At 36.2% G+C, this 8,402-nt stretch carries 8 protein-coding genes; all 8 read right to left on the bottom strand.

Going from position 1 to position 8,402, the window contains the following annotated elements; translation table 11 throughout:
* The coding region (locus BUA16_RS17875) for a transposase (protein WP_178338926.1) at nt 1-236 on the bottom strand (236 nt) is incomplete at its 3' end.
* A 317-nt stretch (nt 237-553) separates the two neighbouring features.
* Complete coding sequence (locus BUA16_RS17870; protein WP_143150563.1) at nt 554-1,168, bottom strand: hypothetical protein; 615 nt, start codon at nt 1,166-1,168, stop codon at nt 554-556.
* A gap of 11 nt (nt 1,169-1,179) precedes the next feature.
* A complete protein-coding gene (locus BUA16_RS17865) occupies nt 1,180-1,776 on the bottom strand; it encodes a hypothetical protein (protein ID WP_072766069.1) in 597 nt (198 codons plus the stop codon).
* A 2-nt stretch (nt 1,777-1,778) separates the two neighbouring features.
* On the bottom strand, nt 1,779-4,544 hold the full coding sequence (locus tag BUA16_RS17860; protein ID WP_143150562.1) for a hypothetical protein: 2,766 nt from the start codon (nt 4,542-4,544) through the stop codon (nt 1,779-1,781).
* Between the two features lie 12 nt (nt 4,545-4,556).
* Complete coding sequence (locus BUA16_RS17855) at nt 4,557-5,306, bottom strand: hypothetical protein (protein ID WP_072766067.1); 750 nt, start codon at nt 5,304-5,306, stop codon at nt 4,557-4,559.
* 631 nt (nt 5,307-5,937) lie between these two features.
* On the bottom strand, nt 5,938-6,561 hold the full coding sequence (locus tag BUA16_RS17850; protein WP_072766066.1) for a hypothetical protein: 624 nt from the start codon (nt 6,559-6,561) through the stop codon (nt 5,938-5,940).
* A gap of 918 nt (nt 6,562-7,479) precedes the next feature.
* Nucleotides 7,480-7,668 carry a hypothetical protein gene (locus BUA16_RS17845; RefSeq protein ID WP_072766065.1) on the bottom strand — a complete coding sequence of 63 codons (189 nt, stop codon included), beginning with the start codon at nt 7,666-7,668 and terminating at the stop codon, nt 7,480-7,482.
* A gap of 133 nt (nt 7,669-7,801) precedes the next feature.
* Nucleotides 7,802-7,957 (bottom strand): transposase, encoded by a 156-nt coding sequence (locus BUA16_RS17840; protein ID WP_178338925.1) that lies wholly within the window; start codon nt 7,955-7,957, stop codon nt 7,802-7,804.
* Between the last annotated feature and the right edge of the window lie 445 nt (nt 7,958-8,402).

Raw genomic sequence — 8,402 nt, 5'->3', positions numbered from 1 at the left:
ATCTTGATGCGCTGCTCTCCGTTTTGGGTTTTGATAGTCTTTTCCGAGTAACCATTACGCTGGTTGTTTCCAACTACAGCGCCACCCTTTTCAAACCCCAAATGGGCTGTCATTTCCGCTTTCAAAAGCGATTCGATACCACGCTTAAGCAACTGTTCCTTGACTTGATCGAAGTCCTCTTTGTTGCTGATTTTACCTATTAAGGCATCTAATTGTTTTTCTAATTCTGGGTCCATATAATAAAAATTTAAAAATAAATTTTTTGCCTATGAACTTCAAAATCATTTTTCGACTAACTCAGAGCAAAACACAAAATAATTTACAGTCCCTAAAATTTTGATAATGTCCATGCCAATAAACAATTTAAAACCCTTCTTAGCTCTTAAAGGTTTTCCCTATACTTATTGGAATGATTCAATATTTGAAATATTTTTTTTGTGAGGCCCAGGATTTAATCTACTATTCTAAACCAAATTATCCAATTATAAAAAAATAAAACCCTACGAATAAACAGCTACCTTCTATTTTGAAATCGAAAAATAATTGTACATTATTATTGCAATAAACTGCCCACTATGGTATAATATATATCCACCGAACTGTTATTTGGGGCATTTACACCTGACGTAACCCTAAAATTAATGGGTATTTGTGTTCGGCATCCGACAAACTCAAAGATTTTCTTGGCAAATTGGGAATCATTCGGGACCTCAACAAAACTAGTACTAGAACTAGTCAATGTCCTGGCTGGCAAAGGAGAAGCATCATAGGCCGCCGCCCCCGGATACAATGTTGCTTGTGACAGCCCCAAAGGGTAAGGAGGTATAGCCGTCCCGGAACCTTCCAAGGTTTGCGCTTCCACCATGATATCATTGGGCGCATTACTGTGTAAATACACTTTGTATAGATAAATATTATTAGAGCACATTTGTGTTGAGCTCAAACCTAAAAGCCCACCTTGTGCATTCAAAGTATATTCTAACCTTATAGTACTATCTGCATTCACCTCTTTATCATCAAGTCCGGCCTCATTTCCCAAAATGTCATTTACTTCTTGGTTCACGGAAACAGACCCGGATACAACCAGTTGCCCTGGCAATAGCTCTCCCACCTGTGCCCCTGCATTAACAAAACAGCTAGCTACAAAAAGTATAAGTATATTTCTCATCCTAAAAATTTTCATTGTACTATAATTTCATATATAATCTCAAAACTCGGATCAAGACTTACGCCTCCAGAGGCTACAACCTCATATCGCAATTTATATCCCGTATACCCATTTCCAGTATACCCGCTTCCTATACCTGAAATAATAACCTCCTCAGAACCAAAAGTCCCCAATACCACAGGGTCGCTTACTGCAGTACCCACTTCACCATTTCCCGTAATTTCCGGGATGGGCATAACGGTTATCTGCACTTCATCTGGAATAGGCATATTGGTATACGCTCTAACCACGTATTGCTGCCCATTGCCCCTAGCCGAAAAATTTAGATATAAGCTTTCGTCTACAAGGCCGTTGGTACCAAATGCACTACTAATTGCCATGCCTGCCTCAAGGAAACTAGGAATACCACCAATGTCCACTCTAGCCCCGGGATCCAACTCTACATCCAAAATGGCAAAATCCAATAAGTTGATTGCTAAGGGAACTACGGCTTGTTGTTCTGAATTTAGCACTCCGCTTACCGAGGAGGCATCAAAGGTGTCATCACCTTGTGCATACATTATAATTCCTACTAAGAATAGTGTTATGCTAACAATCCACTTGACCATAATTATAATTTTATCTTAAAATTAGATTCTTTAAATTTTATTGCCTTCTTTTTCTCGGTTATCGGCATTTGTAAGGAAATTATTTCATTTGCCTCTATCTTAATTTGGCTATGAATATTTTCAACTATTAATCCTTCATCCTTTTTTAAACGCATCAAGGTAACCGCATACTCTCCTGGTACCATTCCTTTAACTGTAAATTTACCATCTGCATTACTCTCTGTATATAATATCGTGGCATCATCTATTTTCTCCAATTTCAAGTACCCAGAAAGATCATAATTCTTGCTAAAATTACCTTTCGGTACCAAACGCCCGGCCAATGTACCGGATCTAACCAATTGTATATCTAGAAACTCATTTGAATCTGCACTAATCCGGACTTGTACTGGCATCTTTTGAACCGGAACTACCCCTAATGGCAACCCTGCAACATCCACCATTATGAAATGACTTCCTTCGTTAAGGTTCTTAATTGAGAATGAACCATCTGTATTGGTAACCACAGACTTTCCCGAAGAAATTATCTTTACATCCTCTACAGGGATATCCAGGTCATTGGACCTTATCTTCCCCTGAAGATTACCCTGCCATCTAACTTTCTTCAATGGAACCCCAAAAGTATAGCTGTATTTCACAAAGCTATACCATTCCCCTCCCCAGTCCATTACAGTATCTTCAAATAAATTAACCCTAGCTGATACATGATGCCTTTTGTGAATTGTTGTAGTCAGGTTTAAATTAACATAATCACGATTTAAAAAATTCTCTTCGGGACTAAAGCCACTATTATAGCGTCCTGTAAATTGAAAATTTGGAACAATACTCAAATCTAATCCTAGTCCGTAATGGTAATAATTGCTAAGTCCCCCATTGTTAGAGTACCTATTGGTATAGTTGTGATCAATATTTGCATTAAAGTTTAAAATACCCGAGACCCTAAAATTTCCGGATATACTATGACCGTACGTATTTCTATATTTGGAAAAAAAAGACCTTAAATTCTTTGTTTTTGAAATCCGGCCACTAAAGTTAACATTCCATCGGTCTTGTCTGTAACCGTATGAATAGAAAAATCCATGCTCCTTATAATGATAGCGGGTAGCTATGCGGTCCTGCTTATCCTCCCTGATAGATTTGGAATATCCTAAATTGAACATATGTCTAGAACCTAAATTATGACCAGCCCCCAATCTATAAGTTTCAAAATAAGGCTCTGGGATTTCATAAATTGGATCGTAATCCTTGTTTACCTTAGAAAAATTCTGCGATGCAAACAACCTCAATTGCCCTAGATAATAGTTTAAACCATTACCAAACTGTAAGCTATTACGAAATCTTCCGAGAAAATTCTTGCCAGAAATTAAAAAGTTACCATTATAGGCCAATTTTTCAAATGTGTGCCTAAGTCTAAATTCCTGGGCGAACGAAGTATTTTTTCGTGATAAGCTCATAGAGCTAATTTGCTTAATAAAGCTTTTCCCTTTAGAATATTGTACTTCAACCCCTATTATTTGACCGTTCTTGTAACCCAATGATTTAGTGGTATTCCCTAAATCATATTCCTGCCCTTTGGAGTGCGAAAATGAAAGAGCTATATTAAATTGCTCCGATACATTAAAAATTCCCTTATATCCCATAATAGGGGCTGTATTATACGTATTTAATCTCGGTCTAGAATAGAAAACAATGCCATTGAAGCTGTTTTTTTTATAATCCATTTTAACCCCAAAACCATATCTATTCTGAAATCCTAACCTATTTGGGCTATAATTAAAGTCGCCTATTAGCAAGTTAAAATCATTTTTATATTGGTATTCTGCCGTATATCTATCATACATTCCAAATCTATTTCTGCGTCCATGGTTTGGTGTGCGAATAATAAAATCCAAGTAATGGTCTTGTTCCACATCCAAATATCCAGTTCCATTTGCTTCTACCATAAATGCCGATGCTTTGACGGTATTAGTATTCATACTATTCCAAAACAAGCTTGTTTCTATGGGATATCGAAAATAGGAATCATTTTCCTGCATCCTTAAAGGATATATACTTGTATTGGAATAGGCGCGATATTCCTTATCTTCATTCGTGATATAGGCCTTAAGCAGTATGTTTTTCGACTCTAAAACACGTTGTTTTTTATTTGTTTTTTCATTTAAAACCACTGTAACCGCTTCACCTGGTTTAAGATTTACGTTTAGTGGACCATTTATTTCACTGGAAGTGACCAAATTTATATCCTCAGTCACGTTACCTTGGTTAACTACCTCAAACGATGCTTCTATAATCTCACCTGCCTTAACCAAGTCAGGTGCCGCTATTTTGCGTACCATTAATTCATGTAATTCTTGGACCTTACCGCTGAAACTTGTTTCCCCGATAACCTCCCCATTTAATCCAATTACCAAAAAAACTAATACTACATCACTAGCTTCAGCATTCTTCGGAACCACATAAGTCGTAAACACTCTTTTCCTTTCCATTGGTTTTAATTCCCCTGTATAGGAGTCCGTTACAATTTGCCAGTCTGCCGGAGCCAACAATTTAGTTTTTTGAATATATTGGATTTGTTTCCGCTGGTTTTTTAGTTCAAAGATTAAAGTGTACCGCTGTCCAGGAATAACATTCCCGGATGCTTCCCCATTAATATTTCTTACCATTATCTGTCCAAAACCACTTTGGCAAATAATTCCAAAAACAATAAGTAGTAAATAACGATAATCCATAATGGTAAGGTTAGTTAAATCAGTTTTCTTTCTCTTCAAACAAAAAGTAATTTAGTCTACTCTTATGCTCATGTTAGTGCCTATAAGGTTGCCTCTGGACTCCGCTAGAAGAACACAGTCATAATTGCCTTTAAAGAGATGATTTAATGAAAATGTAAAGTCTTTACAGACTCGGGGAAAGACAAAAGAATTAACAGAATATAGTTCTTTGATCTTTTCACCCTTCTGATTATATATTTCCAAGGTCAAGGATACCTTTTCTGCAAACATTCCATAATTACCTACAGATATGGTCACCCTTTTATCCTGATCTGCCAAACGGGTTCTTACCCCTTCAAATTCTATTTCTTGGTCTGATTTTTCATTAATATCCGTGATTAGCCGAATTCCGTATCTTATCTTACTCTTCACCGACACCTGTTCTCTTACCGTCTCCTCCTTTATGGGCTTTTCTACATTTACCATGATCATACTCCAATAAGATCCACTTGCTAATTCCTTCTTAGGCACTATGATACTATACTTGAAAACGAACTTTTCATTCGGCAATAGGACTTTTTCAGCAACTTCACCATGTACCCAGTTTATAGAAGAAAAGTCATGAGTTCGTTCTATTGTGTAATACGTATTTGACCCACAATTATAAATGGCATCTGCCATGCTAAAAGTTACTCTCTCTTCCTTAAGAGAGGAATTAACCAGTATAATTTTCCCATGAATAACATCTCCCCCCTTACCATTGGCGACATGGGTAAATCCGTTTAACACGCCTACGTTGGCACTAGTTATTAGTGAGCACATAAAACAGAATAGAATTGAATAAATATTTTTCATAACAATTGCGAATTAATAATACTTTGGTAGTATTCTTATGACCCAAAGATCATTTATATAAAAGTAAAAATGAGGTCTTAAAGTCCGAGAAGGTCATATCTATAGACGAGTGGCACTTCTATGTCCATTAGCTGCTCTAACACCTCCTCCAACCCTTGAGCTATGCTTTTTTAGCTTCGAACCGGTTGTTTAAAACCTTCGCACCCTATAAATTCCATGCCACAACATTTGCATTGCCTATAGGCAAATTTTTGATTTAAGGGCAAGATCCGCTTAAAGCTACAGCCGAGGAGGTTATAATACTACTTAGGTAGATATCTGTATGCGGAGAATAAAGTTCGTTAAATCCTCAATCAAAAATTAAAGTAGCGGACGGTATATCCGAAGCACATTAAATAACTGAAATTTGATATCAGGAATCTGATTTTAATGATAAGACTTAGGGCTAGGAGATCTTTTTGATTGGCTCGAAAAATAGTCGATGTATATTTCAAAATTACCCACATAATGATGATTTCTCCACTTCATTAAAAGTAATTAACAAAAAAGAGGGTCCCTTAAAAAATAAAAAGACCCTCTTAACAACGAACCAAATACTTTATTGGTCTGTAATAGTATAAGTAATTGTTGAGTCGTAAACTCCTTGGTAAAGCTGTTCAAATTCACCGTCAACCTTTTCTAGGCTATACCTTAATTCCACGCCATTATTATAGCCATTACCAGTAAAGACGCTACCTATTGCCTCCACAATTGGTTTATCGGTCATTCCTGCAGTAACTCCAAGTCGAACCTCGCCTACTGAGGTACCCGGCTCTCCATCTCCATTCGTAATAACCGGTTGTTCTGCAGCAATAACCAGGTTTAACCCCATTGGAAAATCTCCATCCATTTTTACGTTAATAGTTCTGTTCTCTGTGGCCCCAGTTCCTACAACACCCGGAACTACACTGGTATAATTCATCCATAAGGTTTCGGACAGATCATCTTGGTAATATAATCCTGCCTCTTCTGTAATAGAATTTAAGTCAAAATTCACGGCAATAGCTTCGGCGCCATCTGCCTTGTGAACATCAACAATAAAAACTTCAGGAACCGTAACTTGAAATGGATGTGCATAATCAGCATCATCATTATTATCAACGGCCACCCCTGCGTCTTGTGCAATACCAATTTGGGCCATTAGGGCAAACACAGCTAAAAAAATCATTTTGTAATGTTTCATAATAATTAAAATTTGGGATTAATATTTGATTTATAAAATTGTTTCCGACAAACTTACGATGTATATGGTCTTTGAATTATTCAATTCCCACCATGAACGACTTTCTATAGTTGAGTGGTAATTTTAGCCCTTTAAATGGTTTAAGTTGCCATTTAAACTAAGAGTCCAATGGATACTTATTCTCTTGTAGCTAAGATGCACCCTTTTGTTACTTCTAAATCTTAGAAAACAGTCGTAGCAGCCAGAGCATTTACCTTTTCTGCACTTTTATATTTAGTTTTTATTTTCACCTTATCGTTGTGCATATCCTTAGAGCGATAAGAAAAAAGGCAGTTATCTCCTATCAGCTTCTATTTAGAATCCGTTAAAAAAGTAACATTATTACCTAAATAAATATAGTATCTTACTAAATAGGCATCACTAAATACCATTACTCCTTTAGTTTCTGCAACTGTGTATTGGCCATTATTGACCAAATGCCAATTACAGGATCTTTATTTTTTCCGATTATTGAACAGTTGATAATTGCTAAGACAACAAAAATTACCGCAAAAAAGATTAGGTTTATTTTTCAAAATAGGTTTGTAAAATAGATTTAAGGTATAGGCATATCTATTTTTTATACGTGTTTTATTTAAATTTTTGTCATTAGAGGCCAAAGCAAATCCTTGGAACAAATTGCTCCGTTATACAATTTAGACTATTTTGATTGTATTTTATACCAGTGTTTTACAGGTTAATTCTAACTTTTTTTTACGATACGTGATTTATAAAAGGATAAGAAAATTGTAAATTTTCATATTCGTGCTTCCAAAGGGTATCGCTACCCTTATTTGCGACAAGTGTTTGTGCTTATCCAGTTATCGACTCAATTTCATACACAGGTTTAATATCCCTGTAAAAAAAAACAGCGCTATGTTATCTATAGGCCACCGGGGTCAACCTGACGTCAAACCCTAGTTTTCTCAAGGGGACCACTGTTTTATGAACCTCTTTTTGTCTGCGCTTTTGGTCCGCTTTCGCGATCTGCAACAAGGGCTCTTTATAGGCCTCTTTATTTTTTAAAATAAAGTACTTTGCTATGATGATCTTATGGCCGACCGCCATTAAGGCTTTCTTACTGCCTTTGCGCACCAAAAGCTTCTGGTAGAATCTCTATAAATACCCGTCTTTGCAACGTGTTGCCCCCCAGACCGCTTCCACTAATACGGATTCGAAATGCTTGTTCCCGTGGATGATCCTAGTGCTTTTTTTTACCTAAACTTTCATTACTTCCAGGGCTTACCCTGAACCAACTTGCCAAATGGTACTGGTTGGGAAAACGGTCCATATCCATCCCGATCTCACTTACTATGGGCAAGGCCGTATCTTTTCCCACCCCGTCTATGGTCTGCAACGGAGCATAAATTTATAAGTTATCCGATAAAAACATCTAATCGGTTAGATAAGAATAGGTACATCCCATTTATAATTCGTACCAAAGATTGGTTGTTTCAATTTTATGGCCCTTTATTAAAAGTCCTTGAACAAAAAAATCCCAGATCTTGGGGGTATCTGGGATTGTTGGGTTAGCATACTAAGTAGGACTAATAGTTATATTGTGCTTTACTGAAAAATATAATTATTTGTATGAAATTATTCAGTATAGTTTTTTTTGTTTTTAACTCTATAAACTAATTTATTTACTTAAGTAATGTCATTAAAATGAATTATCTCGATAGTATTTTAGTGTAAAAGTATGCCCAGTGGTTTGACCCCTATAAAACAAGAGTATTCTTTTAAATTTCGTTGATTAATTTAAGCGGTTAATTTTTCAGTTACAATTTTATGTTTTTCAGCGT

Source organism: Arenibacter nanhaiticus (assembly GCF_900141935.1).
Classification (GTDB): domain Bacteria; phylum Bacteroidota; class Bacteroidia; order Flavobacteriales; family Flavobacteriaceae; genus Arenibacter; species Arenibacter nanhaiticus.
The sequence above is the reverse complement of the archived record's forward strand: the minus strand, read 5'-3'. Positions and strand labels throughout refer to the sequence as shown.

What these genes read in the sequence shown, in the direction of transcription:
- BUA16_RS17870 (WP_143150563.1), bottom strand. Translation starts at nt 1,168, where the DNA reads ATGAGAAATATACTTATACTTTTTGTAGCTAGCTGTTTTGTTAATGCA.
- BUA16_RS17855 (WP_072766067.1), bottom strand. Translation starts at nt 5,306, where the DNA reads ATGTGCTCACTAATAACTAGTGCCAACGTAGGCGTGTTAAACGGATTT.
- BUA16_RS17845 (WP_072766065.1), bottom strand. Translation starts at nt 7,668, where the DNA reads ATGGCGGTCGGCCATAAGATCATCATAGCAAAGTACTTTATTTTAAAA.
- BUA16_RS17850 (WP_072766066.1), bottom strand. Translation starts at nt 6,561, where the DNA reads ATGAAACATTACAAAATGATTTTTTTAGCTGTGTTTGCCCTAATGGCC.
- BUA16_RS17865 (WP_072766069.1), bottom strand. Translation starts at nt 1,776, where the DNA reads ATGGTCAAGTGGATTGTTAGCATAACACTATTCTTAGTAGGAATTATA.